General features: G+C 64.5%; 20 protein-coding genes and 1 other RNA gene. 2 read left to right on the plus strand and 19 right to left on the minus strand.

Annotated features, from left to right (window positions below):
- Window positions 1-65 precede the first annotated feature (65 nt).
- On the minus strand, window positions 66-887 hold the full coding sequence (locus tag AC6UUM_RS00245; protein WP_500803357.1) for a crotonase/enoyl-CoA hydratase family protein: 822 nt from the start codon (window positions 885-887) through the stop codon (window positions 66-68).
- Window positions 888-916: 29 nt separating this feature from the next.
- Here AC6UUM_RS00245 and AC6UUM_RS00250 point away from each other — a divergent pair, with 29 nt between their 5' ends.
- Window positions 917-1,438, plus strand: a complete 522-nt coding sequence (locus AC6UUM_RS00250; RefSeq protein WP_500803358.1) for a (2Fe-2S)-binding protein — start codon at window positions 917-919, stop codon at window positions 1,436-1,438.
- 182 nt (window positions 1,439-1,620) lie between these two features.
- Here AC6UUM_RS00250 and AC6UUM_RS00255 read toward each other — a convergent pair whose 3' ends face one another.
- From AC6UUM_RS00255 to AC6UUM_RS00305, 11 genes are all read right to left on the minus strand, one after another.
- Window positions 1,621-2,466 carry a sterol desaturase family protein gene (locus tag AC6UUM_RS00255; protein ID WP_500803359.1) on the minus strand — a complete coding sequence of 282 codons (846 nt, stop codon included), beginning with the start codon at window positions 2,464-2,466 and terminating at the stop codon, window positions 1,621-1,623.
- 67 nt (window positions 2,467-2,533) lie between these two features.
- Window positions 2,534-3,292, minus strand: a complete 759-nt coding sequence (locus AC6UUM_RS00260) for a PEPxxWA-CTERM sorting domain-containing protein (RefSeq protein WP_500803360.1) — start codon at window positions 3,290-3,292, stop codon at window positions 2,534-2,536.
- 607 nt (window positions 3,293-3,899) lie between these two features.
- The gene (locus tag AC6UUM_RS00265) at window positions 3,900-4,439 is read right to left on the minus strand and encodes a DsrE family protein (protein ID WP_500803361.1); all 540 of its coding nucleotides are present in this window, start codon (window positions 4,437-4,439) and stop codon (window positions 3,900-3,902) included.
- Window positions 4,440-4,450: 11 nt separating this feature from the next.
- Window positions 4,451-4,966, minus strand: a complete 516-nt coding sequence (locus AC6UUM_RS00270; protein WP_500803362.1) for a DsrE family protein — start codon at window positions 4,964-4,966, stop codon at window positions 4,451-4,453.
- A complete protein-coding gene (locus AC6UUM_RS00275; RefSeq protein ID WP_500803363.1) occupies window positions 4,963-5,916 on the minus strand; it encodes an NAD(P)H-dependent flavin oxidoreductase in 954 nt (317 codons plus the stop codon). The genes AC6UUM_RS00270 and AC6UUM_RS00275 overlap by 4 nt, the downstream gene beginning before the upstream one ends.
- Before the next feature lie 155 nt (window positions 5,917-6,071).
- Window positions 6,072-7,508, minus strand: a complete 1,437-nt coding sequence (locus AC6UUM_RS00280) for an aldehyde dehydrogenase family protein (protein WP_500803364.1) — start codon at window positions 7,506-7,508, stop codon at window positions 6,072-6,074.
- Window positions 7,509-7,615: 107 nt separating this feature from the next.
- Window positions 7,616-8,842 carry an amidohydrolase gene (locus tag AC6UUM_RS00285; protein WP_500803365.1) on the minus strand — a complete coding sequence of 409 codons (1,227 nt, stop codon included), beginning with the start codon at window positions 8,840-8,842 and terminating at the stop codon, window positions 7,616-7,618.
- Window positions 8,842-9,621 carry a sulfite exporter TauE/SafE family protein gene (locus AC6UUM_RS00290; RefSeq protein ID WP_500803366.1) on the minus strand — a complete coding sequence of 260 codons (780 nt, stop codon included), beginning with the start codon at window positions 9,619-9,621 and terminating at the stop codon, window positions 8,842-8,844. The genes AC6UUM_RS00285 and AC6UUM_RS00290 overlap by 1 nt, the downstream gene beginning before the upstream one ends.
- Window positions 9,622-10,266: a DUF4893 domain-containing protein gene (locus AC6UUM_RS00295; protein ID WP_500803367.1), complete on the minus strand. Its 645-nt coding sequence runs from the start codon at window positions 10,264-10,266 to the stop codon at window positions 9,622-9,624.
- 8 nt (window positions 10,267-10,274) lie between these two features.
- A complete protein-coding gene (gene gmk, locus AC6UUM_RS00300) occupies window positions 10,275-10,880 on the minus strand; it encodes a guanylate kinase (protein ID WP_500804870.1) in 606 nt (201 codons plus the stop codon).
- Between the two features lie 65 nt (window positions 10,881-10,945).
- Window positions 10,946-11,434 (minus strand): SspB family protein, encoded by a 489-nt coding sequence (locus AC6UUM_RS00305; protein WP_500803368.1) that lies wholly within the window; start codon window positions 11,432-11,434, stop codon window positions 10,946-10,948.
- Between the two features lie 206 nt (window positions 11,435-11,640).
- Between AC6UUM_RS00305 and AC6UUM_RS00310 the strand changes: the two genes are divergently transcribed.
- Complete coding sequence (locus AC6UUM_RS00310; protein ID WP_500803369.1) at window positions 11,641-12,186, plus strand: DUF3833 family protein; 546 nt, start codon at window positions 11,641-11,643, stop codon at window positions 12,184-12,186.
- A 42-nt stretch (window positions 12,187-12,228) separates the two neighbouring features.
- Here AC6UUM_RS00310 and AC6UUM_RS00315 read toward each other — a convergent pair whose 3' ends face one another.
- The 7 genes from AC6UUM_RS00315 to rpoB form a co-directional block, all read right to left on the minus strand.
- Complete coding sequence (locus AC6UUM_RS00315) at window positions 12,229-12,357, minus strand: hypothetical protein (RefSeq protein WP_500803370.1); 129 nt, start codon at window positions 12,355-12,357, stop codon at window positions 12,229-12,231.
- Between the two features lie 78 nt (window positions 12,358-12,435).
- Window positions 12,436-12,784: a transfer-messenger RNA gene (gene ssrA / locus AC6UUM_RS00320) on the minus strand.
- Between the two features lie 5 nt (window positions 12,785-12,789).
- A complete protein-coding gene (locus tag AC6UUM_RS00325; RefSeq protein WP_500803371.1) occupies window positions 12,790-15,930 on the minus strand; it encodes an efflux RND transporter permease subunit in 3,141 nt (1,046 codons plus the stop codon).
- Window positions 15,927-17,108, minus strand: coding sequence for a TolC family protein (locus AC6UUM_RS00330; protein WP_500803372.1), 1,182 nt, complete (start codon window positions 17,106-17,108; stop codon window positions 15,927-15,929). The genes AC6UUM_RS00325 and AC6UUM_RS00330 overlap by 4 nt, the downstream gene beginning before the upstream one ends.
- A gap of 127 nt (window positions 17,109-17,235) precedes the next feature.
- Window positions 17,236-18,414 carry a glycosyltransferase family 4 protein gene (locus AC6UUM_RS00335; protein ID WP_500804871.1) on the minus strand — a complete coding sequence of 393 codons (1,179 nt, stop codon included), beginning with the start codon at window positions 18,412-18,414 and terminating at the stop codon, window positions 17,236-17,238.
- Window positions 18,415-18,608: 194 nt separating this feature from the next.
- Entirely contained in the window at window positions 18,609-22,748 is a 4,140-nt protein-coding gene (gene rpoC / locus AC6UUM_RS00340; RefSeq protein ID WP_500803373.1) for a DNA-directed RNA polymerase subunit beta', read from the minus strand.
- Window positions 22,749-22,822: 74 nt separating this feature from the next.
- A complete protein-coding gene (gene rpoB / locus AC6UUM_RS00345) occupies window positions 22,823-26,965 on the minus strand; it encodes a DNA-directed RNA polymerase subunit beta (RefSeq protein ID WP_500803374.1) in 4,143 nt (1,380 codons plus the stop codon).

Raw genomic sequence — 26,965 nt, forward strand, 5'->3', positions numbered from 1 at the left:
ATGACGGTTCTATGCCGTGCTGCATCGCAACAGGCAAGCCGAAACGCGCCTGTTGCAACGTCGCATCAGGCTATCAGATCAGCGAAGACCGCTTGTTGCTTGGCCATCTGCGCGCGCACGGCGGTGGCGACATCCTCGCCCTGCAACATCCCGGCATTCCACACTGCGACATATTCCAGCCCATCGGCCACGCTGTGATCGCGGCCATGGTTCAACACCTGCTTGATGCCGGCGATGGCCAGTGGCGATTTGGCGGCGATGTCGCGCGCCATGGCTTCGGCTGCCGCCAGCGCTGCCTCCTGGCCGTCGGCGACGCGGTTGACGAAGCCCCAGGTTGCGGCTTCGGCGGCCGGGAAGCGCCGGCCGGTGTAGGCCAACTCGCGGATCAGCCCCTGCGGCAACAGATGCGGGATGCGTTGCAACGTGCCGACATCGGCGACGATGGCGATGTTGATTTCCTGGATGACGAAAAACGCGTCACTGGTACAGATGCGGATATCGCACGCCGTCACCAGATCGACACCGCCGCCGATGCAGCCGCCCTGGCACACCGCGATCACCGGCACCCGACAATTGTCGATCACGTTGAAGCTTTCCTGCAGCTCTTTCACATGGCGGCGGAAGGCCTCGCGCTGGCGCCCGGCATCGGCGCCGCTGTTGGCCAGCGCACCGCTCGCCGCCATCTTCAGATCGAGCCCGGCGGTGAAATGCTTGCCGGTCGACGCGATGATCACGCAACGCACCGCCGGGTCGGCATCGATGGCACGGAACACAGCGATCATTTCCGGCCAGAACGCCTTGTTCATGGTGTTGAGCTCGGCGGGCCGGTTGAGCGTCACCCGCGCAATGCCGTCATCCACCCGGTAATCGAGAGTCGTCAGTTCCATTGGAGCCTCCCACACACTATGCAGTTGGCATGACCAAGTTCACCGTGAACGGCAATCCTGTCGAATTTCTGATGGCCCCCGATACGCCCCTGCTGTGGGCGCTGCGCGATGCCGCGGGGCTGACCGGCACCAAGTTCGGCTGCGGCGCCGGGCTGTGCGGGGCGTGTACCGTGCATGTCGATGGCAAGGCGACGCGGTCGTGCCAGGTGAGCATCGCCGATCTGGAAGGCACGTTCGTCACCACCATCGAAGGCCTGTCCGACAATCGCGACCACCCGCTGCAACAGGCGTGGATCGCGGTTCAGGTGCCGCAATGCGGCTATTGCCAATCCGGCATGATCATGGCCGCCGCCGCGCTGCTGAAGGACAAGCCGCAGCCCACCGACGACGACATCAACACCGCCATCACCAACCTGTGCCGCTGCGGCACCTACAACCGCATCCGCCGCGCCATCCACCTGGCGGCGAGCGGGCAGATCGATGTGCGGGTGCCGGGGCCGGAGACAAGTGCGGAGGATGCCGCCGCGCTGGTGCCCAGTTTGAAGGGGTGATCGCCAGGTCCGCTGCCTCGGGCGCAAGCCGGGCAGGCTGGTATCGAACCAGTCTCGGTCGTTCCAGTGTCGATCTCCCAACGGCTGCTCGCGACAGAAGCTGCCGTTTGCAGTTCAAATAGCGAGATCGGAGCGCCTGCGTTGGTACGGCAAGGCGTTGCGTATGCCATGCCCTGGAAACGTCAATCTCGTGCGGACATTGCCGCCGCACGACGCTGTTCGAACGGCGCCAGCATCTGGCCGGTGATGGTCGTCGGCACAGGTTCGGCAATGCCATATTCGGCCGGGAAGTGTTTGGGCAGGTACAGCGTGCCGAACATCGCATCGATCCAGGGGAACGTTGCGGCGTAATTATGGTTGATATGGTCGTGCTTGCTGTGATGCCAATGATGGAAGGCCGGGGTCGCCACCAGCCATTCCAGCGGGCCAAAGCGCCAGCGGACATTGGCATGAACGAAAAAGCTGGCGAGCGTGCCGACGATGGCAATGACGGCGGGCACGATCGAGCCGGCGCCGGCGGTGCTGCCCAACCCCAGGATATAAACCGGCACCAGCCCGGCCATGCGCACCCAAATGATATCGACCGGATGGGCGCGGCCGTTGACCAGATAATCGATATGCTCTGCGCTGTGGTGCAGCGCATGAAAGCGCCAGACCAGCGGCCATTCGTGGCTGAATCGATGGCCCCAATAAGAACCGATATCGGCAACGACCAGCCCGGCGGCGATGGCGGCCCAGACCGGCAATTGATGGACCCAGTCATGGAACCCAGCCGGCACCAGCAGCGCCACCAGCTTGGCCAGCAGCGCCAGCGGCAGCGCCATCAGCGCCGCCGGGAACAGGCTGGAGAGGAAATAATAGAAGAGATCGTTGCGGATCTGCGGCCGCGCCCATTTCGCCGGCGTGCGCGCGAACAGCCGTTCCAGCGGCACGAAGATGACGCTGAGGATGACCAGCCACATGCAAAGCCGCGCCACCGAAAGCGCAAAGCCGGGCAGCGACCCGAAAAGGCTGGTCGTCGCGTCCAAAACTCACCCTCCAAAAACAAATGCCGGCAGGGTTTCCCCCGCCGGCATTCATTATACGCCGCAAGCCTCAGGCAGCAACGATTGCCGTGCGGCGGCGACGCGCTGCCGCACCGACGATACCGAAACCGGCGATCAGCATCGCCCACGACGACGGCTCGGGAACGGCTTGCTGAACCGAGACATTGTCGAGCAGCGCGAACGGCGGCAAGCCACCCGGGCCACCATTGGCGAAGAACGTCAGCGCGTGCGACGATTCGGTCGCAACGAAGCTGAAGATTTCATTGCGCCACGGCTGAAAGCCCTTTTCCGGGTTGTTGAGGATCGCCGTCTGGAAGTTGGCGATCTGGCTGTTGCCCGAATCCGTCAGATAGACTTCCCAGGATTCCGTGGTGTCACCAAAGAAACCGGACTGCTGTGCGGCGGCCCATTCGAACGAGACATTATAGGTCTTGCCGACGGTCAGGCCGGTCAGCGTCTGGGTGATCGGGGCACCAAAGCCACGATCGGCATCGGAACCGATGTAATTGCCACCCTGACTGCTGGTCGTCAGGCCGTTGTTGACGCCGTTCGACGGGCCCCACAACGCGAAACCACCGTAGCGGCCGACGGCATCGGGATCGCCGGGCACGAAAACAAACGCCAGGCCGGTCGTCGTCCAGCCCTGCAGCTGGCCATTGCCCGGACCATATTGCGTCGAGAATTCATCAGATGCAGCGCCGAGGCCCCAGGTTTCAAAGCCGCCGTTGACGACAAGATTTGCGGCCTGCGCGCTGCTGGTGATGGCGATAGCAGCAACTGCCCCGCCGATGATCGATTTGATATTCACGTGTTCATGCCCCTTGAAAGCTTATCTGACGCCCGAGTGCAGGTATGCAACCAGTGTGTCGACCAGATAACCTGCAAACTTTATACCAATTTGGTTAATTTTCATTAACTCATTGAAACATATGGCCGACATTAAATCGGGATCAATCAAATATTTTCCGAAGTGTAAGCCCTACCGACACTTTTGGGGTCACGAACGCTACAGCCACGTCATGCATGGCGCCTCTTTGACGACGCCGACCCGGTCGGAACCTGGCTTCGCCCATCGCGCAAACCTGCACACAATGCAGCGATCTGAACCGCGCGACGTGAAAGCGAACAGGCAAAGCCCGGTCCGTTCGACGACTTCGCTGGCCCATGCGAATGCCGGTTTTTGGCGTGTGCCGAGGTTTGGCAACCCGGCAAGAGAAGGCTGCAACGATCAACAATTGTCCATTCGACGGCGGTCGAGCAAGGGACGCGCCTGGCCGAACTGGTCAGTGCTATGACCGGGCTGCGGCGCGACACGGCCGGCGATTCCGAAGCCACCCCATTTCGCCGCGCACGCACCGCTGCGCGATGAGGTCAACTGCATCAAACGGCAGTTGGAGATCGCCGGCCAACTCCGATCAGAACGGATTGAGCGTGTAGCCGCGCTGTTGATAGACGGCGTGGGCGGTGATCGCCGAGAGCGACATTTTCACGCCGGGCAGCAGATCGGCCTTGGTGATGTTCTGGCCCGCAGCCGTCTGCCCGCACAGATAGAATTCGACGCCAGCACCGATCAGCTTGCGGATCGCATCCATGCTGCCGTTGGTCTTGCCGTCGTTGCGCGCGGCATAGACCTCGGGTTTGAGCAGATCGGCGGCGGAGGGGCCGTGGAAGATCAGCACGATCTGCACATTTTCTTGTCGCACACCGGCGGCGACATGCATGTTGAGCGTGCGCGCCGCGGTTTCGATCTGGCGGCTGAGCGTGCCCGGCGGTGTCTTGGCCGCCACGTCGAAATCAATCTTGAACTTGGTGCCTTTGGGCAACGGCAGGTCGCTGTCCACCGGCGCAATCGGGCCCAGATCTGGCAGCACCGGGCCAGCAACAAAGTTTTCGCGCGATTGCGCCAGCACCGGCGCCGACAGCAGCATCAGGGAGAGGGCGGCAGCGCGGATCATGGGGTCACCTTTCAGAACGGGTTCAGCGTATAGCCTTGCGCCTGCAGGATGGCATGGGCGCTGCTGGCGGAGATTGCCAGTTCCACGCCGGGAAGCAAATCGGCTTTCTTCACGCCCATGGCGTTGGCGGCCTGGCCGCACACCACGAAGCGCACGCCCTTGGCCAGCATTTCCTCCACCATCGCCTGGCTGGCGTTGGCAGCGCCGTTGTTGCGCGCGGCATAGACCGGCGCCTTGGTCAGCTCGGCAATCGCCGGGCCGTGGATGACCACTGCGACCGCGACATCGCGCAGCGCCATGCCATTGCTGACATGGGAGTTGATGAAGCGCGCCGCCGTTTCAAAACCGGGGTTCCGCTTGCCCGGCGTGGCGGCGGTCACATCATAGACATGGCGCAGCACCGTGCCCTTGGCGATGACCAGATCATATTCCACCGGCGTGTGGCTGCCGAAGCCGATGAACACCGGGCCATCGGTGGCCAGCGCCGGGGTGGCGAGCAGTGCCGCCAGAACAAGGGTGCGAATCATCCGAACCTCCGCATGCCCGCCAGGGCGCTTTCAGCTTCCGCCACCGTACGGCGGACGATTTCGCCGGCCGGCAGCACTTCGGTGATGCCGCCGCCGCCCTGCCCGGCCGCCAGGCACTGGGTTTCGGGGATCACGTCAAGCACGCCGGCAATCGGGCCCAGGCGGTTGAGCTGCACTGATTCCATCACCTGCGCGGCGAACGGCTTGGCGGTGCGATTGTCGAAATCGCGGTTGCTGTCATTCACAATGGCGCGCAGCGTCTTGCCGGTGAACACGCGGCTGATCACCGTGTCGCTCTCGCTCATGCCGACAATGGCGTCCTTGTAGGCCTGGCCGGCATGGGCTTCGTGGCTGGCGATGAAGCGGGTGCCCATCCACACGCCAACACAGCCAAAGGCCAGCGCCGCCGCCAACCCGCGGCCGTCATACAGCCCACCGGCCGCAACCACCGGGATATCGACGGCATCCACGCATTGTGGCCACAACGCCACGCTGGCAACGCTGCCGGTGTGGCCGCCGCCCTCGGTGCCTTGCGCGATGATCACATCGCAGCCGGCTTCGGCGGCCTTGATGGCGTGTTTCACATTGCCGGCCATGCACATCACGACCACACCGGCCTGCTTCAGCTCGGTGATGATGGCGATGGGCACGCCCAGCCCGGCGATGAACGCCTTGGCGCCGCCCTTGATGATCACATCGACACTGGCGGTCAGGGTTTCCGGCTGCGCGGTGAGCAGATCGACGCCGAACGGCTTGTCGGTCAGGTCTTTCACGCGGGCCATCTGATCGGCGATGAACTTGGGCGGCAGGCCGGCCATGCCCAGTGAACCGAAGCCACCGGCAGCTGAGACGGCCGCGCAGACCTCGGCATAGGAAACGCCGCCCATGCCGGCGAGGAGGACGGGGTGCTCGACACCGAGCAGGTCACAGATGGGGGTGTGGATGGTCATTTCAAACTCCATCCCCTCTCCCCTTGCGGGAGAGGGCGAGAGACGCCGAAGGCGGCCCGTGAGGGGTAAGCCAAATCTGCCAACGCGGGTGCCCCCTCACCCCGCCGCGCTGGCGCGCGAGTCGCCCTCTCCCGCAAGGGGAGAGGGGAAACAGCTCACTCCGCCGCGGCAGCTTCGCCCCAGCCGATAATCGCCTTCACTTCCAGAAAATCGGCAAAGGCGTGATCGCCCCATTCGCGGCCATTGCCGGACTGTTTGAAGCCGCCGAACGGCGCCATCAGATCAAGGCCGGCGCCGTTGATGTTGACCTGGCCGGCACGCAACTGGCGGGCGACAGTTCGGGCATGCGCCGGTTCGCCCTGCACATAGGCGGCAAGGCCATAGACGGTGTCGTTGCCGACCGCGATCGCCTGTTCCTCGCTGTCATAGGGCAGCATGGCCAGCACCGGGCCAAAGATTTCCTCGCGGGCGATGGTCATGTCGTTGGTGACGTCGGCAAAGATGGTGGGCTTCACATAATAGCCCTTGTCCAGCCCTTCCGGACGGCCGGGGCCGCCGGCGACAAGCGTGGCGCCTTCGGCAATGCCCTGTTCGATCAGGCCCTGGATCTTGTGCCACTGGGTCTCGCTGACGACAGGCCCCATGGCGCTGTTGCCGTTCGGATCGCCCACAGTGGTGGCTTCGGCCGCCTGCTTGGCGATGGCGGCGGCTTCCGCCATTTTCTCGCGCGGCACCAGCATGCGGGTGGGGGCGTTGCAGCTCTGGCCGCTGTTCATCATCACGCTCTGCACGCCGCCGGTGACGGCCTTCACCAGATCGGCATCGGGAAGCACGATGTTGGGCGATTTGCCGCCCAGTTCCTGTGCGACACGCTTGACGGTGTCGGCAGCGTTCTTGGCGACCGCGATGCCGGCGCGGGTCGATCCGGTGAAGCTGACCATGTCGACATCCTTGTGGCCCGACAGCGCCGTGCCCACACCGGGGCCATCGCCGTTGACCAGGTTGAACACGCCGGCCGGCACGCCCGCCGCGTGCAGGATCTCGGTCCAGATATAGGCGCTGAACGGCGCGATTTCCGACGGCTTCAGCACCATGGTGCAGCCCACGGCCAGCGCCGGCGCCACCTTGCAGGCGATCTGGTTGATCGGCCAGTTCCACGGCGTGATGAAGGCGCACACACCGATTGGCTCTTTCGTGATCAGCGTCGTGCCCTTGAGTTCATCGAACTTGTAATTCTTCAGCACTTCGATCGCGGTGGCGACATGGCCGATGCCGAGCGCCGCTTGCGCCTGGTTGGACAGCCAGGCCGGCGCACCCATTTCCTCGGTGATGGCGGCAGCCATGTCGTTGTAGCGCTTCTGATATTCGCCAGCGATGGCGCCGAGCAGCTCGATACGCTCCTGCACGCTGGTGCGGCTGAAGCTGGTGAAGGCGGCCTTGGCGGCGGCGACGGCACGATCGACATCGGCGGCGCTGCCCAGGTTGATCTGGCCGGCGACGTCTTCGGTGGCCGGGTTGATCACATTGATCGGGTTGGCCACCGCCGGCTCGACCCACGCCCCATTGATATAGAATTTGGTGTAATCGCGCATGATGCCGTCCTCCCAAAACTGGTTTGAACGGGTTGTAGCACGGGTTGTGGGCGATTCGGCGCTTGGGCTTTTTGAGGGGGGGGTGGGGAAGTGGCTTCAAGAGCAACCTACTTCGCCGGCATCAACATCACCGCCGCGGCCGCCATGCTTTCCACGCCGGTCGCAATCGTCGGCGCCGGATCGGGCGCCCAGCCGCTGTTGTGCAAGCTCGGGATGGCGGGGCCGCCGGCCTGCGCCGCATCCCATTGCGCCTTGCCGACCCCGCCCAGCCAGTAAATCACCGACGGCACCTTGGCCTCCAGACCGAACAGCTGGAAATCTTCCGACGCCATAGACGGATCGAGATCGATCACCCGCGCGGGCCCAAGCGTCTGCCGGAACTGCGTCTGCAACCGCGCGGCCAGCGGTGTGTCGTTCAACGTGGGCACGCCGATCGGCGTCGCGGTGATCACCGGCATCAGCGCATCGGGAATCCCCGCAGCGATGGCTTCGCCCTTCGCCACGCGCTTGATGCTGTCGATCAGCCGCTGCTGCTGCGCCGCGTCATAGCTGCGGATGGTGAGTTGCAGCGCCACATTGTCGGGAATGATGTTGTGCTTGGTGCCGCCGTGGATGCTGCCCACGGTGATCACCGCCGGATGGAAGGGATCATTCTCGCGCGAAATCAGCGTTTGCAGCGCGGTGACGATACGCGCCGCCAGCACCACCGGGTCTTTTGTTGTCGCAGGGTAGGCGCCATGGCCGCCGACGCCTTTCACCAGCATGTCCATCGAGGTCGAGATCGACAGCGCACGATATTGCGGCACGCTGACGGTGCCAGCGGGAATGGCGGCGCTGTCGTGCAACGCCAGACTGAAATCCGGCTTGGGAAAGCGGGTGAACAGGCCATCGGCAATCATGGCGCGCGCGCCGCCCAGGCCTTCTTCGGCCGGCTGCCCGATCATCACCACGGTGCCGCGCCATTTCGCCTTGTTTTCGGCCAGCCAGCGCGCGGTGCCGACCCACACCGACATGTGGATATCATGCCCGCAGGCGTGCATCACTGCCGGGGTGGTGCTGGCATAGGGCAGGCCCGTCGCCTCCTGCACCGGCAGCCCATCCATGTCGGCACGGATCAGCACGGTCGGGCCCTTGCCGTTTTTCAGCACGGCGACCACGCCGGTGCGGCCCACCTTCTCCGTCACCTCGAACCCGGCAGCGCGGGCCTCGGCGGCGAGGATGCCGGCCGATCGCACTTCCTGGAAACTCAATTCCGGGTGGGTGTGCAAATCCTTGTACAATGTCACCAGATCAACCGGCGCGGCCGCCAGCGGCGCCGCTGCCAGGGCGGCCATCACGCCTGCAAAGCCCAATATCCGTCCCATGCCAGTTTCGCCCCCACCAAGATCATCAAGGCGTGGATAATGGCATAGAAACGCGGGCCATCAACCCGGCGCACCAGGATGGTGCTGGCCCAGGTGGACAGGATGGCGGCGGGCATCAGGATCAGGGCCAGCCACAGATTGGCCGGCGTGAAGGCCCCCAGCGCCCAATAGGCCGGCACTTTCAACCAGTTGATGCTGGCGAAAAACACGCTGCTGGTGCCCAAAAACACATCGCGCGGCAGTTTGCGCGGCAACACATGCATCTGGAACGGCGGGCTGCCGGCGTGGGCGATCTGGCTGGTGAAGCCGGCCACCGCGCCAGCCGCCACGCCTTCCCACGCCGCGCCGATGCGCGCCGGGATGCCACGGCGCTCCGCAAAGATGCGCTGAAAAGCGAAGGCGATGGAAATCAGCCCCACCGCCAGCTCGACCATCGCCACCGGCACAAAGCGCGCCAGCGCCCAGCCCGCCGCGATGCCGATACAGGCCGACGGGATCATCACCTTGAGCACGCCATTGTCGCGATTGGCGCCAAAGGCCTTCACGGAAAACACATCCTGCACCAGCAGGATCGGCAGCAGGATCGCTGCGGCCATCACCGGGTTCATGCCCAGCGCCATGATTGGCACGCCAAGCACCCCCAGCCCGGCAAAGCCGCCCTTGGCCAGCCCGAGCACGGTCACGCCGATCATCGCCGCGATCCAGAATCCGGCGTTCTGGCCCGCCAGCGCCGCCTGCAACGCCTCCATTCAGGCGCTGCGCAGTTCGATCAGCACCAGGCGCGCGCTCCAGCGCGGCCACGGCATGGCGATGCGCCAATGGCCGGGTGCCACCATTTCCAGCACACCCAACTGATCCCGATCGCCATCCTCGCCATAGCGCAGCCGGCCCATTTCGCCGTTCAGCGCGACGCTGCCCAGGAAGATCAAGCGATCAACATCGGGATAGAGGGTGCCGAAAAAGCGCTGCGGCGCCGGACTGGTTTCCAGACCGAGCAAGATGCCATCGGCAGCAAGCGTGCACGGCGCCCACGCACCGGCTTGCACCGGCGGAACGGTGCGTGCGCTGCCCTGCCGCCAGCCGAGGCGGATGGTGCGGCACTGATAGGCACCGGGGCCGGGCATGCTGATCTGCGCCGGCGCGCCCGCTGGTGGCGCGGCGCCGGGCGGTGGCGGCACCACCGGGCCCAGCGCGGCCAGATCGGCATCGGCACCAGCGCTGGCGATATCGGCGCGTGCCTGTTCCCATGCGCCGGACAGCCGCGCCAGCCGACCACGATCATTGTCGCTGATCACCGCCTGCCACACGTCCGCCCGGCGAACGATGGCATAGGGGCGCAGATTGTCGGATTTGGTGCAGCCGGCCAGCAGGAGACCGAGCAGGACGGGCCACATCCTTGCCATCACTGGCCCAGCATGTCGCGCACGAAGCCGGCCAGGCCGAGCTGGCGTTTGCGGCGCAGGCGTTCGGCCTTCAGGATCGCACGGAGTTCGTTCAGGCAGGTTTCGGCATCATCATTGACCAGGATATAGTCATATTCGCCCCAATGGCTGATCTCGTCGCGCGCGCGCGCCATGCGGCCGGCGATGACTTCGGGGTGATCGGTGTTGCGCATCGTCAGGCGGCGTTCCAGCTCGGCCAGATCGGGCGGCAGGATGAACACCCGCACCAAATCGGAGGCCGCGTCCGTTTGCTGCAACTGCTGCGTGCCCTGCCAATCGATGTCGAACAGCACATCGCGCCCTGCGGCCAGCGCCGATTCCACCGGTGCGCGCGGCGTGCCATAGCGATTGCCGAACACATGCGCCCATTCCAGCAGCGCATCGCCATCGACCATCGCCTGAAACTGTTCGGTCGAAACGAAATAATAATCGACGCCATCGATCTCGCCGGGGCGGGGGCTGCGGGTGGTGGCCGAAACGCTCAGCGTGATCTGGCTGTCTTCAGCCAACACCGCGCGCGACAGGGTGGTCTTGCCGGCGCCTGACGGCGAGGACAGCACGAACATCAGCCCCCGACGCAGCGGTGATCGCCCCAATGACCGGTTCTGCGCGTCGCTGCGGGCGAACTGGGTCACTTGCGGCGGAACCGATCGAGCGTCACGACATTGCTGCCCTCTGCGCTGCTGTCCGGCGCCGGCGGCGGCGCTTCCGGTTCGGGCGGCGCGCTGCCCGGTGGCGGCGATTCGCCATCCTTGGCAGCAAATTGCAGCGCGAAATTCACCGCCGGATCGACAAAGCCGACAACGGCATCATAGGGCACCACCAATTTCGCCGGCATCTGGTTGAACGACAGGCCGATCGCGAAATGCGCGTCCCCCACCTCCAGATCCCAATAGCGGTGCTGCACCACGATGGTCATCTCGTCGGGATAGCGCTCCATCAGATGCGCCGGGATCGACACGCCGGGTGCGCGGGTGCGAAACGCGATGTAGAAATGATGCCCACCGGGCAGGCCGCCGGCCTCCAGGATGCGGCGCAGCACCCGTCCGACAACCGTGCGCAGGGCATCCTGAACGATATCGTCATAAGGAATCAGGCTGTCTGGCGTGGTCTCGTTCACGGCGGCGGGCCTTCGTCAGGATGGGGGGCGTCAGGATGGGGGGCGTCAGGATGGGGGGCGTCAGGATAGGGGGCTGCGTCTGGCGCTCTCGATTGGCGTGCGATGCCGCCGAGGTCAAGGGATATGGGATTAGCGGCTGCCGGTGACGCTGGTGGCCGGGCAAAGGGCCATTCGCCGCTGCCAGCGAACGGTGCTAGGTTCGGCGGATGCCGAGTCTGCGCCGCGCCCTGACTGTCACCCTGCCCGGCATGCTGCTGGTAACGGGCGGTTGCGTCTCGACCGGTAACCGCGCGCTGGGCCACGCCGCCGCGCCGCCCTTCGATGCAGCTGCCGTCTTTGCCGGTGCCACCCGCGGTGACGGATCGCTGCACATATTGTTCCGCCGCAGGGAACGCGTGGTGGTGACGAGCAGCGGGCGGCTGACTCCGGACAAGGTCATTATTGTCGATCAATCGGTGCAGCGCGGCGATCAGCCGGCAACCCAGCGGCAGTGGCAACTGCGCCAGGGCAGGCCGGGCCATTATGTCGGCACGCTCAGCGATGCAGTGGGGCCCGTGGCAGGTACGGTTGACGGCAATCTGCTGCACCTGCGCTTTGCACAGAAGGGCGGCTTCCGGGCCGAACAATGGCTGACCCTGCAGCCTGGCGGCGCGGTGGTGCGCAATGTGATGATCATCCGCAAGTTCGGCATTGCCGTGGCGCGGCTGGATGAGACGATCCGGCGTGTGGATGGCGCTGCGCCACAACAGTGAGCCGGCCAGATCGGCGGGGGCGCGCCGCCGGTCAGGTAGAAGTCAGTATAGTTGCCCCGCCACTGCGGCGATTGCCAGTGCGGTGATGGCCCAGCCTTCCCAACTGGCCGGCGACCAGCCAAGGCCGAAGCGCTTCGGCCGGAACCATGCGGTGATCGGGCTGCGTGGCATATCCACCACCTCACATTGTCGGCCACAATCGGCCAAATCGGTGAGGGGGTTCTGTTGCCCGGCCCCCCTCGGGCCGCTGGAATCCACTTCTGTTGCCCGGTGTGGCCCGAACCGCGCTTTCGGCCAGTTTAACCTAGAATCGGTGAAGATTCCGGATTACGCTGCGATTGCGAATGCCTCGTTGTCGTTGGCATTTATGGGGTTTTGAACGGTTTAACGGCTCATTCAGGCCGGGCAAAAATACGGTCTTTGAACACACGTCGATCCTGGTTCGGCCCCAAACATCACCCCGACAACAGGCTGATAATGGTGGAGCCGCCGGGTACTGCCCCCGGGTCCGCTGCGTCTATTTCACGGCATCATTTATCGCCATATCCGGCAAGCCGGCATAGCCCACATAGGCGCTGCGCCGCGATTCCTCAATGCCTGTGATCAATCGCGCGCAAAACGTCGGTACAGCGCCGGCACCACCAGCAGGGTGAGCAGGGTTGAGGAGATGATCCCGCCGATCACCACCGTGGCCAACGGCCGCTGCACCTCGGCCCCGGCGCCGCTGGCCATCGCCATCGGCAAGAAGCCGATGCTGGCCACCAGCGCGGTGGAAATCACGGGGCGCAACCGATCGAGCGCACCGGCCGCAGCGGCCTCGGCCTTGGCCAGGCCTTCGTGGCGCAACTGGTTGATATGATCGACCAGCACCAGGCCATTCAACATGGCTATGCCCGACAGCGCGATGAAGCCAATTGCCGCCGTGATCGAAAACGGCATGCCGCGCAAACCCAGCGCAAACACCCCGCCGGTCACCGCCAGCGGGATGCCGGCAAACACGATCAACGCCTGCACCATCGATCCCAGCGCCCCGAACACCAGCAACAGGATCAGCAGCAAGCAGGCCGGCACCAGCACCGCCAGACGCGCCTTGGCCTCTTGCAACTGTTTGAACTGGCCGCCGAATTCGATGCGATAACCTTCGGGCAGTTTCACCGATTTCGCCAGTTCGATGCGCGCGCGCGCCACATAGCCTTCCACATCGCTGCCCGACAGATTGACCAGAAGCGCCGCGCGTTTCTGGCCGTTGTCCCGGCGCACCGGCTCCACCGCCTTCACTTCTTCCAGCCGCGCCACGCGCCCCAGCGGCACCAGCCCGGCATTGCCCACCCGGAGCGGCAGCGCCCGGATGGTATCGAGATCGGCGCGGGCCGCATCGGGCAGGCGCACGACAATGGCGTGGCGGCGGATGCCTTCCAGGATCGCGCCCACCTCCTGGCCGGCCAGCGCCGTGGTGATGGCGCGGTTCACTTCGGCCGCCCCCAGCCCCAGCCGCACCAGCGCCGCTTGATCGACCCGCACAACCAAGCTGGGCGTGCGGCCATCCACTTCATATTCGGCCTGCGCCGTGCCCGGCAGGCGTTTCAGCACCGCCAGCGTCTGCCCGCCCAGCGTCTCCAATTGGTCATTGTCGGCCCCGAAAATCTTCACGCTCAGATCGGCACGGGTGCCCTCCAACATTTCGTTGAATTTCATCTCGATCGGCTGCCCTTGCAGGAAGGTCTGATCGGCATAGCGGCCACTGGCTTCCGCCTCGATGGCGGCGATCAACGCCGCCTTGGTCTGCGGGCCAGTCGCCGGCCATTCACTCAGCGGCTTGTAGCTGATGTAGAGGTCATTTTCATTGGGCGGCATCGGGTCCGTTGCGACCGCCGACGTGCCGATCCGGGAAAAAGCGGCAGTGATCTGCGGAAATTTGGCCACCAGCGCCGATTCCAGCCCAAGTTCCAGCGCCAGGCTCTCATCGAGGTTCATGTCCACCGGCTTGTAGACCATGGTGGTGATCGAGCCTTCATCCAGCCGCGGCGTGAAGACCGTGCCCAGCCCGGTGAACACCAGCCCGGCGGCCACCACCACCAACAGCGCCGGCAGCACCGCCAGCCACGGGCGAGCCAGTGTCGCGGCCAGCAACGGGCGATAGACACGCTCCAGCCCGGCGACCAGCCGGCCCGGGCCGTGATCCGATCCAGCCTTCAACCAGAACGACGCCATTGCCGGCACCACGGTCAGGCTGATCACCAGCGCGGCGGTGAGCGCCAGCATCACGGTGATGGCCATCGGCCTGAACAATTTGCCTTCCACCCCGCCCAGCGCCAGCACCGGCACATAGACCAAGGTAATGATCGCCACGCCGAACGCCACCGGCCGCGCTACCTGCCCCATTGCCCGGGCGATCAGGCTGCGCCGCTCTGCCTCATCCAGCGGCCGACCGAGCCGCGCCTGCTCCTGGCTCAGCCGGCGCAGCGCATTTTCCACCGCCACGATGGCGCCATCGACCACCAACCCGAAATCCAGCGCCCCCAGGCTCATCAGATTGCCGGAGATATCCAGCCGAACCATGCCGATGCTGGCGATCAGGAAGGCGATCGGAATCACCGCCGCCACGATCAGCGCCGCGCGCCAATGGCCGAGCACCAGGATCAGCACCACGGCGACCAGCAACGCGCCCTCCGACAGGTTGGTGCGCACCGTTGCCACCGTGCGATCGACGATGTCGCCGCGGTTGTATCGCACCTTGATGACCATGCCGACGGGCAAGGCCGCCTGCACTTCGGGCAGGAAGTCCGTCACCCGGCCGGCAACCTCCCGGCTGTTCTGCCCGGTGAGCATCATGATGGTGCCGAGCACGGTCTGGCGCCCGTTCACGGTCGCCGCGCCCGATCGCGGCGCCGAACCCACCCGCACCGTGGCAAGATCCGCCACCGTCAGCGGCCGCACGCCACCGGCGAATTTCACCGGCAGGGCGCCAATGCGTTCGGGCTGCATCACCTTGGCATCGGTGCGCACCACCAGCCGGCGCTGCCCTTGGGCGATCACGCCGCCGCCGGCATTGTCGGCGAAGGCGGCGACCGCATCGGCCAGTTCGGATGGCGTCACCCCGGCGGCGGCCAGCTTTTTCAGGTCGGGCTCAACGACATATTGGCGCTCCAGCCCGCCGATGCTGTTGACCTCTGCCACGCCCGAAACCGTGCGCAACATCGGGACGACCGTATATTCCTGGGTCTCCGCCAGCGCCATCAGATGATCTTCGGCAGTGCTGGCTGGCTCCAGCCCGGCGTGGTGCGGCTCGTCGTGCGGCAGATGCTGCCATTCCAGCGTGTAATAGAGAATTTCACCCAGCCCGGTGGTGATCGGCGCCAGGCCGGGCGTGGCGCCTGCGGGCAGCAGCGCCTGCGCCGTTGCCAGCCGTTCGGTCACTACCTGGCGGGCGCGCAACACATCGGTGCCGTCTTCGAACAGCAAGGTCACCTGGCTGAGGCCGGAGCGCGTGAGCGAACGGAACCCGATGAGACCGGGCTGGCCGCCCATCAGCCGCTCGATGGGCACCGTCACCCGGGTTTCGATTTCTTCGCCGGCCAGGCCGGGCACGGCGGTGTTGATCTGCACCTGCACGCCCGTCACATCGGGGATCGCATCGATCGGCAGGGTGAACAAATGCCACAGCCCGATGACGGCGGCGACCAGCGCGACCAGCAGCACGCTGCCACGATTGCGCTCGCTCGCGGAAATCAGCCCGGCAATCACGGGGCGTCGCCTGCACCCGTGATGATGCGGATATTCTCCCGCGCTTCCCACAGGCCGGCGCGCGTATCGAGCACGGCCGACATCGCATCGAGCCAGCCGGTCTGCATCTGCACATAGGTGGCCAGCGGCACCGCACCGACCCGATAGCTGCGATCGGCCTCAGCCGCGGCGGCGGCAAAGCGCGCCGGCGCATCGGCCGGCCATTTCGCCAGCGTTGCCATGCGCGTCCGGTATTGCGCCGCATCGGCATAGAGGCGGGCCAGCAGCCGGCGGCGGGCACCGATCAGCGCGGCTTCACCCTGGGCTTCGCGGCTTTGCGCCGCCGACACATCGCCGGCCTGGCGGTTCCAGAGCGGGATGTTGGTGGTAGCGCGCAGGCCGACCACTTGGTCCTTCACGTCGCCGCGATCGCGATTGAGGAACGGCCCGATGCTGATGGCGCCGGCGCGGCTCTTTTCGGCGAGGCGGGTGGTCAGGCCTTGCTGGACCAATTGGGCTTTCAACGCCAGCAGTTCGAAATTGCCGCTTTCCAGCCGTTCGGCCAGGGCTTCGACGCCGGGCAATTGTGGCGGGATCATCGGCGGCCGCAGGATGCGCAGCCGTGCTGCAAACGCCTGACCGCGCAGGCCGTTCAGCTCATACAGCGCGGCATTGCTGGCGGCTTCGGCTTCGGCGGCGGTGCGTTCGGCGCTGATGGCGGCGGCCTCCAGCACGGCAGCGTCCAACCGCGGTGCTGAGCCGGCAGCATCGCGCGCCACCAGCACGCCGGCCAGATCCCGAAGCCGTGCCGCCACCGCCGCTGCCGCCTCGGCACGGGCATCGGCGGCAAACAAGCGATAGCCGAGCGTGCGCGCACGGCCGGCCAGCGTGGCTTCGAATTGGGCAAGGCCGATGCGTGCCAGTTGCACATCGCCCTGGGCAATTGCCTTGCGCAGCGACAGACGGCCGTTGAACTCGATGGGTTGCATGATCGACACGGCAAAGGCCGGGCCATCGCCAAGCCGTTGGCCCGTCTGCACATTGTCGGTGCGGCGCTCGCCGAATTCGACGGAAATCTCCGGATCGGCAAGCCGGCCGGCGGCGGCAGCGCCGGTTTTTGTCAGGGCGATCTGGCGGGCGAGAAACTGGCGTTCCGGATTGTCTGCCACCACCTGGGCGGCCAGCGCGTCGATTGACATGGCGGGCGTTGCCGGTTGCGACAGCGCCGGGGCGGCAAGCAGGGCGGCAAGAAGGGCGGCAAGAAGGACAGGAGAGTGCATCGCCGGCACCATAGGCGCAGCGCAGCCGATAAGAAAACCCGTTATTTTACGAATGCTTAGCTGCGATTACGTCGCGATAGCGGGACAGGACGGCGCCGTTGATCACATCCCAGTCATAGGCCTGCGCCGCCGCCAGCCCGGCGCGGCCATGCGCGGCGCGGCGCTGCGGATCGCGACAATAGCCCGCCAAAGCATCGGCATAGCCCATCGTGTCACGCGGGGCGATCAGCGCGCCGGTGACGCCATCGCTGACCAGCGTTTCATTGCCGCCGGCGCGCGCCGCCACCACGGGCAGGCCGCTGGCCATCGCCTCCAAATTGATGTTGCCGAAGGTTTCCGTGGTCGATGGGTTGAGCAGCATGTCGGCGCTGGCATAGGCGCGGGCCAGATTGGTGCCATCGAGGAAGCCGGTGAAGATCGCGCCATCCGGCTTGCCGGCGCCCACCAGCGATTCGAAATGCGCCCTTGCCGGGCCGTCGCCGACCACGAGCAGGCGGTGCTTCACGCCGCGCTGCGTCAGTTCGTTCACCGCCGCCGCGACCATGTCGAGGCCCTTTTCCAGCACCAGCCGGCCGACGAAGCCGATCACCGGTTCATCGTCTGCAATTCCCAGGCTCCAGCGCCATTCCAAGCTGCGGCGGCCGGGGTTGAAGCGCGCCTTGTCCACGCCGCGGCTCCACACGGCGGGCGCGACGGTGATGATGCCAGCCTCGCGCATGGTTTGACCAAAGCCTTGCGAAGTCACGAAAATCTCGTCGAGGCCATTGTAGAAGCGGCGCAGCAGCGCTTCGACGCCCGGCCGGATGAATCCCAGGCCATAATATTCGAAATAGGTTTCAAAGCGGGTGTGGATGGAAGCGACCACCGGCACGCCCAGGCTGCGCGCCAGTTTCTTCGCACCATGCGCCGCTGGATCGGGGGCGGAGAGATGGATGATATCGGGCGCAAATGCGCGGATATCCGCCTTCAGCCGTTCGGGCAGACCCAGCGCCACGCGATATTCGCTGCGGCCCGGAATGGCGAAGCTGGGCACGGAGACGAGTGTGCCAGCCGGCTCGAACGCCGGCGTGTCGGAGGTGGGCGAATAGACCCGCACCACGCAGCCCTGCGATTCGAGGAAGGCCACCAGCCGGTTGAGCGCCTGGTTGGCACCATCGCGCACATAATTGTAATTGCCGGAATAGAGCGCCACCCGAAGCGGGCGGGCGCGGCGGGGCTGCGGCACCGGTTCGGGGTCGGCAAGGTCTGGCAATTTGTAAGCAGTGGCCACGCACAGGTTCCAGTTGTTCGATTCGTATCTCCCACAGCTTTGTGGCCAATCGACGGCAGCATGATGACAAGCACCGGCAGCGGTGCCCAAGAAAAACCCCGCCGGCAGAGCCTGCCGGCGGGGTGATTTCATCGCGAGAGCGCAGCCGATCAGGCTTCGGTCTGCTCCAGCGCCTTGGCGTTGGCCTGCTGCACCGCGCGCAGCGCCACGTCACGGCTGTTGGCCGCAACCCGGAGCCGGTTCATGCCGGCGCCGGTGCCCGCCGGGATCAGCCGGCCGACGATGACGTTTTCCTTCAGGCCGGTCAGGGTATCGATCTTGCCCTGCACGGCGGCTTCGGTGAGCACGCGGGTAGTTTCCTGGAAGGACGCCGCCGACACGAACGACTTGGTCTGCAAAGAGGCCTTGGTGATGCCCAGCAGCACCGGCTTGCCGGCAGCATGGCGGCCACCGGCCTCCAGCTTGCTGTTTTCGCTGTCCATTTCCTCGCGATCGACTTGTTCGCCCACCAGCAGCGTGGTGTCGCCGCTGTCGGTGATTTCCACCTTCTGCAGCATCTGGCGCACGATCACTTCGATATGCTTGTCGTTGATGCGCACACCCTGCAGGCGATAGACTTCCTGGATTTCGGCGCAGAGATATTCGGCCAGCGGCTCCACACCCAGCACTTCCAGAATGTCGTGCGGGTTGGGGTTGCCATCGATCAGATAGTCACCCTTGCGCACGAAGTCGCCTTCCTGCACCGCCACGTTCTTGCCCTTGGGCACCATGTATTCGGCCACGTCGCCGCCATCTTCGGGACGGATGTTGATCCGGCGCTTGGTCTTGTAATCCTTGCCGAATTCAACGCGACCATCAATGCGCGCGATCACCGCATTGTCCTTGGGGATGCGCGCTTCGAACAGCTCGGCCACCCGCGGCAGACCGCCGGTGATGTCACGCGTCTTGGCAGCGGCGCGCGGGATGCGGGCCAGCACTTCACCGGCCGACACCATCTGGCCATCGGCCACCGACAACACCGCATCCACGGCGAGCAGATAGCGTGCCGTTTCGCCCGATGCTTCATCCAGCAGGGTGATGCGCGGCCGCAGATCTTCCTTCTTGCTGGCGGTCTTCCAGTCGGTCACCACCTTGTTGGCTAGGCCGGTGGCTTCATCCACCTCTTCCTTCAGCGTCACGCCTTCGATGATGTCCTGATACTTCACCTTGCCGGCCTTTTCGGTGATCACCGGCAGCGTGTACGGATCCCATTCGGACATGCGATCGCCCTTGGTGACCGCAACACCTTCGGCGACATTGATGATGGCGCCATAGGGGATGCGGTGGATGGAGCGTTCACGGCCTTCGGAATCGCGGATCACCAGTTCGCCGTTGCGGGCCATGGCGATGTTGCGACCACGGCTGTCGCCGATCGTGGCCATGCCGCGATATTCGACAACCCCGTCAACCGGCGCATCCAGCGTCGATTGTTCGGACACCTGCGCCGCACCACCGATGTGGAAGGTGCGCATGGTCAGCTGCGTGCCCGGTTCACCGATGGACTGCGCCGCGATAACGCCGACGGCTTCGCCCATGTTCACCGGGGTCCCGCGCGCCAGATCGCGGCCATAGCAGGTGCCGCAGACGCCGCCCTTGGTTTCGCAGAGCAGCGGCGAGCGGATCTTCACTTCGGCCACGGCGGCCTTTTCGATGCGCGCCACATCAGCTTCGGTGAGCAGATGGCCCGCCGGTGCCACGACATCTCCGGTCTTGGCATCGACGATATCGACCAGCACGGTGCGGCCGAGGATGCGTTCGGAGAGCGACACGATGGTGTTGCCGCCTTCGACGATGGCCTTCATCACCATGCCGCGCTGGGTTTCGCAATCATCCTCGACGACCACGCAATCCTGGCTCACGTCCACCAGACGGCGGGTGAGATAGCCGGAGTTGGCGGTTTTCAGCGCGGTATCGGCCAGACCCTTGCGGGCGCCGTGGGTGGAGTTGAAATACTCCAGCACGGTCAGGCCTTCCTTGAAGTTCGAGATGATCGGCGTTTCGATGATCTCGCCCGACGGCTTGGCCATCAGGCCGCGCATGCCGGCCAGCTGCTTCATCTGCGCCTGGCTGCCGCGCGCGCCGGAGTGCGCCATCATGTAGATGGAGTTGATCGGCGCGACACGGCCATTGGCCAGCTGCTTGGGCGTGCTGATTTCCTTCATCATCTCGGTGGCGACCTGGTCACCGCACTTGGCCCAGGCATCGACGACCTTGTTGTACTTCTCACCTTGGGTGATCAGGCCGTCCTGATATTGCTGTTCGAAATCCTTCACGCCGGCCTTGGTCTCATCGACCAGGCGGATCTTGGCGACGGGGATCACCATGTCGTCCTTGCCGAAGCTGATGCCGGCCTGGAACGCGTGGCGGAAGCCCAGCGCCATGATGGCATCGGCGAACAGCACCGTCTCCTTCTGACCGGTGTGGCGATAGACGATGTCGATGACGTCGCCCAATTCCTTCTTGGTCAGCAGGCGGTTGATGGTTTCGTAAGGCACCTTGTGGCTTTTCGGCAGCGTTTCGCCGAGCAGCAGGCGGCCCGGCGTGGTGTTGACGCGCTTCACATAGAGCTTGCCAGTTTCATCGGCCTGATTGACGCGAGCGATGATCTTGGTGTGCAGGGTCACGTTCTTGTTGAACAGCGCCTGGTGCACTTCGGCCATGTCGGCAAAGGCCATGCCTTCGCCGGGCTCGCCTTCCAGTTCCATCGACAGATAATAAAGCCCGAGCACCATGTCCTGCGACGGCACGATGATCGGCTTGCCGTTGGCGGGGCTGAGGATGTTGTTGGTGGACATCATCAGCACGCGCGCTTCCAGCTGGGCCTCAAGGCTCAGCGGCACGTGCACGGCCATCTGGTCACCATCGAAATCGGCGTTGAACGCGGCGCAGACCAGCGGGTGCAGCTGGATGGCCTTGCCTTCGATCAGCACCGGTTCAAAGGCCTGGATGCCCAGGCGGTGCAGTGTCGGCGCGCGGTTGAGCAGCACCGGATGTTCGCGGATCACCTCATCGAGGATGTCCCAGACTTCCTTGCGCTCCTTTTCCACCCATTTCTTGGCCTGCTTCAGGGTCATGGACAGACCCTTGGCGTCTAGGCGCGAATAGATGAACGGCTTGAACAGCTCGAGCGCCATCTTCTTGGGCAGGCCGCATTGATGCAGCTTGAGTTCCGGACCGGTCACGATCACCGAACGGCCGGAATAATCGACGCGCTTGCCGAGCAAATTCTGGCGGAAGCGGCCCTGTTTGCCCTTCAGCATGTCCGAAAGCGACTTCAGCGGCCGCTTGTTGGCGCCGGTGATGGTGCGGCCGCGGCGGCCGTTGTCGAACAGCGCGTCAACCGCTTCCTGCAGCATGCGCTTTTCGTTGCGCACGATGATGTCCGGCGCGCGCAGTTCGATCAGGCGCTTCAGGCGATTGTTGCGGTTGATGACGCGGCGATACAGATCGTTCAGATCCGACGTCGCGAAACGACCGCCATCCAGCGGCACCAGCGGGCGCAGTTCCGGCGGGATCACCGGCACCACGGTCAGCACCATCCATTCCGGCTTGTTGCCCGAATTGATGAAGCTTTCGACCACCTTCATCCGCTTGATGATCTTCTTGGGCTTCAGCTCCGACTTGGTGGTGCGCAGTTCCTCGCGCAGCGTCTCCATCTCGCCTTCAAGATCGAGTTCCATCAACAGGATGCGGATGGCTTCAGCGCCGATGCCGGCCTGGAAGGCATCTTCGCCATATTCTTCCTGCGCCGTGAACAGCTCGTCCTCGGTCAACAGGTCGAACTTCTTGAACGGCGTCATGCCCGGATCGATGACGACATACTGCTCGAAATAGAGCACGCGCTCCAGCTGCTTCAACTGCATGTCGAGCAGCATGCCGATGCGGCTGGGCAGCGACTTCAGGAACCAGATGTGGGCAACCGGCGCGGCCAGCTCGATATGGCCCATGCGTTCGCGGCGCACCTTGGACACGGTGACTTCCACGCCGCATTTTTCGCAGACGATGCCCTTGTACTTCATGCGCTTGTACTTGCCGCACAGGCATTCGTAATCCTTGATCGGGCCAAAGATCCGCGCGCAGAACAGGCCATCACGCTCCGGCTTGAACGTCCGATAGTTGATGGTTTCCGGCTTCTTGATCTCGCCGAACGACCAGCTGCGGATCTGTTCCGGGCTGGCGATGGCAATCTGGATCTGGTCGAACGTCTCGGGCTTGGCGGCCGGCGAGAAGAAATTGGTGACTTCGTTCATGGGTCAATCTCCGTGGAGGCTGTGGGCAAGCGCGGTGGTGTGGCGCGGCGGTGGGGGACCGCCGCGCCCGCGTCTCACTCCACCTCTTCGTTGGTCTGCAGTTGGACGTTGAGGCCCAGGGACCGCATTTCCTTGATCAGCACGTTGAAGCTTTCGGGGATGCCGGCTTCGAACGTGTCGTCACCCTTGACGATGGCTTCATAGACCTTGGTGCGGCCGACGACATCATCCGACTTGACGGTGAGCATTTCCTGCAAGGTATAGGCCGCGCCATAGGCTTGCAGCGCCCACACTTCCATTTCCCCGAAGCGCTGACCCCCGAACTGGGCCTTGCCGCCCAGCGGCTGCTGGGTGACGAGGCTGTAGGGGCCGATCGAGCGGGCGTGGATCTTGTCGTCCACCAGGTGGTGCAGCTTCAGCATGTAGATATAGCCCACGGTGACCTTGCGATCGAACTGGTCGCCGGTGCGGCCGTCGAACAACTCAACCTGACCTGACGAATCCAGCCCGGCGAGTTCCAGCATATTGGACACATCGCTTTCCTTGGCGCCATCGAACACCGGGGTGGCCATCGGCACGCCGCCAACCAGATTGCGCGCCAGTTCGACCACCGCCGCGTCGGCCATGTCGGCAATGTCCAGCGCGTATTGCGGGCCATAGATCGCCTTGAACAGTTCGCGGATTTCGTCCGCCGAACCGGTCGTCATGGTGGTGTTGATGTTCTCCAGCATCTCGGCGATCTTCTTGCCCAGACCGCGGGCGGCCCAGCCAAGATGGGTTTCGAAGATCTGCCCGACGTTCATGCGGCTGGGCACGCCCAGCGGGTTGAGCACGATATCGACCGGCGTGCCGTCGGCGAGGAACGGCATGTCTTCCTGCGGCAGGATGCGGGAGATCACCCCCTTGTTGCCGTGGCGGCCGGCCATCTTGTCGCCCGGCTGCAGCTTGCGCTTCACCGCGACGAACACCTTGACCATCTTCAGCACGCCGGGCGGCAATTCGTCGCCGGCCTGCACCTTGCCCTTCTTGTCTTCCAGCTTGGCATTGATGCTGGCGTGGGCTTCATCCCACTGCGCCTTCAAGGCTTCCAGGCCGGCCTGCATGGCATCGTCGGCCACGCCGAACTGCCACCACAGACGGCGCGGCTGCTCTTCGAGCACGCTGTCATCGATGGTGATGCCCTTCTTCACGCCCTTGGGCGCAGCCACCACTTCCTGGCCCAACAATGCATCGCGCACGCGGGCATAGGTGGCGCGATCGAGGATGGCGCGTTCGTCGGCGGCATCCTTTTCGAGCCGCTCGATTTCCTCGCGCTCGATCTGCAGGGCGCGTTCGTCCTTGTCGATGCCATGGCGGTTGAAGATGCGCACATCGACGATGGTGCCCGACACGCCCGGCGGCAGGCGAAGCGAGGTGTCACGCACATCGCTGGCCTTTTCGCCGAAGATGGCGCGCAGCAGCTTTTCTTCCGGAGTCATCGGCGATTCGCCCTTGGGCGTGATCTTGCCGACCAGGATGTCGCCCGGCTCCACTTCGGCGCCGATATAGACGATGCCGGCTTCGTCGAGGCGGGCCAGCGCGTCTTCACCGACGTTGGGAATGTCGCGGGTGATGTCTTCCGGGCCCAGCTTGGTATCGCGGGCCATCACTTCGAATTCGTCGATGTGGATCGAGGTGAAGATGTCTTCCTTGACGATCTTCTCGTTGATCAGGATCGAATCTTCATAGTTGTAGCCATTCCACGGCATGAACGCGACGAGCACGTTGCGGCCCAGAGCCAGTTCACCATCCTCGGTCGACGGGCCATCGGCGATGATGTCGCCCTTGGCCACGATATCGCCCACCGTCACCAGCGGACGCTGGTTGATGCAGGTCGACTGGTTGGAGCGCTGGAACTTCATCAGCGTGTAGATATCGACACCGGACTTGCCGGGTTCGACCTCTTCGGTGGCGCGGATGACGATACGGGCCGCATCGACCTGATCGACGATGCCGCCGCGCTTGGCGCCGATGGCGGCGCCGGAATCGCGCGCAACGGTGCCTTCCATGCCGGTGCCGACGAACGGCGATTCCGCCTTCACCAATGGCACGGCCTGGCGCTGCATGTTCGAGCCCATGAGCGCGCGGTTGGCGTCATCATTTTCCAGGAACGGAATCAGCGAGGCTGCGACCGACACCAGCTGCTTCGGCGACACGTCGGCCAGGGTGATCTGGTTCTTCGGCGCCATCAGGAATTCGCCGGCTTCGCGCGACGACACCAGATCGTCGAGGAACTTGCCGTCCGCGCCGATGCCGACATTGGCCTGCGCGATGGTGTGGCGGGCTTCTTCCATGGCCGACAGATAGACGACCTCGTCGGTCAGCTTGGTGTCGATGACCTTGCGATACGGGGTTTCGATGAAGCCGTACTTGTTCACCCGGCTGAAGGTCGCCAGGCTGTTGATCAGGCCGATGTTCGGGCCTTCCGGCGTTTCGATCGGGCAGATGCGGCCATAGTGCGTCGGGTGGACGTCGCGCACTTCGAAGCCGGCGCGCTCACGCGTCAGACCGCCCGGCCCAAGTGCCGACACGCGGCGCTTGTGGGTGACTTCGCTGAGCGGGTTGGTCTGGTCCATGAACTGCGACAGCTGGCTGGAGCCGAAAAATTCGCGCACAGCGGCCACCGCCGGCTTGGCGTTAATCAGGTCGTTGGGCATGACCGTGTCGATATCGACGCTGCTCATGCGCTCCTTGACGGCGCGCTCCATGCGCAACAGGCCGACGCGATACTGGTTTTCCAGCAGCTCGCCCACCGAACGGACGCGGCGGTTGCCGAGATTGTCGATGTCGTCGATTTCGCCCTTGCCGTCCTTCAGTTCGACCAGCGTTTTCACCACGGTCGCGATATCCTCGCGGCGCAGCACGGTCACATCATCCGGGCAATCCAGGTTGAGGCGCATGTTCATCTTGACGCGGCCGACGGCCGACAGATCATAGCGATCGGGATCGAAGAACAGGCCGGCAAACATGGCTTCGGCAGTTTCGCGCGTCGGCGGTTCACCGGGGCGCATGACGCGATAGATTTCGGCGAGCGCATGGTCGCGCTCTTCCACCTTGTCGGCCATCAGCGTGTTGCGGATCCACGGACCGACTTGGACATGATCGATGTCGAGCAGTTCGATGCTGGTCTGGCCGGCGCGATCGATGCGCTCCAGATTTTCGGCGGTCAGCTCGTCACCGGCTTCGATGTAGATTTCGCCGGTGGCTTCGTTGATCAGATCAAAGGCCGAATAACGGCCAAAGATTTCCTCGGTCGGGATCAGCAGTGCGGTCATGCCATCGCTGCCGGCCTTGCGCACCATGCGCGGCGTGATCTTGGTGCCCTGCGGGAAGATGATCTCGCCGGTGTCGGCATTGACCACGTCAAAGGTCGGCTTGGCGTTGCGCCAGCTGGCTTCGACGAACGGCACGACCCAGCCGGCCTGGCCGGTCGGGCTGGTGCCGCGCACCCACACCACGCGCTTGTAGAACAGGTTGAGGATTTCTTCGCTGTTCCAGCCCAGCGCATAGAGCAGGCTGGTCACCGGCAGTTTGCGCTTGCGATCGATGCGAACGTTGACGATGTCCTTGGCGTCGAATTCGAAATCCAGCCACGACCCGCGATAGGGGATGACGCGGGCGGCAAACAGATATTTGCCGGAAGCATGCGTCTTGCCCCGATCATGATCGAAGAACACGCCGGGGCTGCGGTGCATCTGGCTGACGATCACACGTTCGGTGCCGTTGACGATGAACGTGCCGTTCTGCGTCATCAGCGGCATGTCGCCCATGTACACGTCCTGCTCCTTGATATCGAGCACGGAGCGGGTTTCGGTATCGGCATCCACTTCAAACACGATCAGCCGCAGCGTCACGCGCATCGGCGCTGCATAGGTCATGCCGCGCTGGCGGCATTCATCCACGTCATATTTCGGCTCTTCCAGTTCGTAATGCACGAAATCCAGCTCGGCGGTGCCGGCGAAATCGCGGATCGGGAACACCGAACGCAGGGTCTTTTCGAGGCCCGAAACATAGCCAGTCGCCGGATTGGAACGCAGGAACTGCTCATAGCTTTCGCGCTGCACCTCGATGAGGTTGGGCATCTGCACGACTTCGCCGATATGGCCAAAGCTCTTGCGGATGCGGCGGCGGCTGTTGAACGGCTTGACGCCCTGGGGCGGCTTCATCTGGGTGGCCAT

Source organism: Sandarakinorhabdus sp. (genome assembly GCF_987265915.1).